General features: G+C 62.4%; 1 protein-coding gene. It reads left to right on the forward strand.

Annotated elements, in window-relative coordinates; all coding sequences use genetic code 11:
* Positions 1 to 255 (forward strand): GTP-binding protein (locus IB268_RS31390; RefSeq protein ID WP_255510306.1); only part of this gene is annotated, 255 nt, incomplete at both ends.

Genomic DNA, 255 nt, shown 5'->3' on the forward strand with positions numbered 1-255 from the left:
ATGTGAAGAACATGATCACGGGCGCCGCCCAGATGGACGGCGCGATCCTGGTCGTGTCGGCCGCTGACGGCCCGATGCCGCAAACCCGCGAACACATCCTGCTGTCGCGCCAGGTTGGCGTGCCGTACATCATCGTCTTCCTGAACAAGGCTGACATGGTTGACGACGCCGAGCTGCTCGAGCTGGTGGAAATGGAAGTCCGCGAACTGCTGTCGAAGTACGACTTCCCGGGCGACGACACCCCGATCGTGAAGG

The sequence above is a fragment of the Achromobacter sp. ACM01 genome (assembly GCF_014851745.1).
GTDB classification, from domain to species: Bacteria; Pseudomonadota; Gammaproteobacteria; order Burkholderiales; family Burkholderiaceae_B; genus Achromobacter; species Achromobacter aegrifaciens.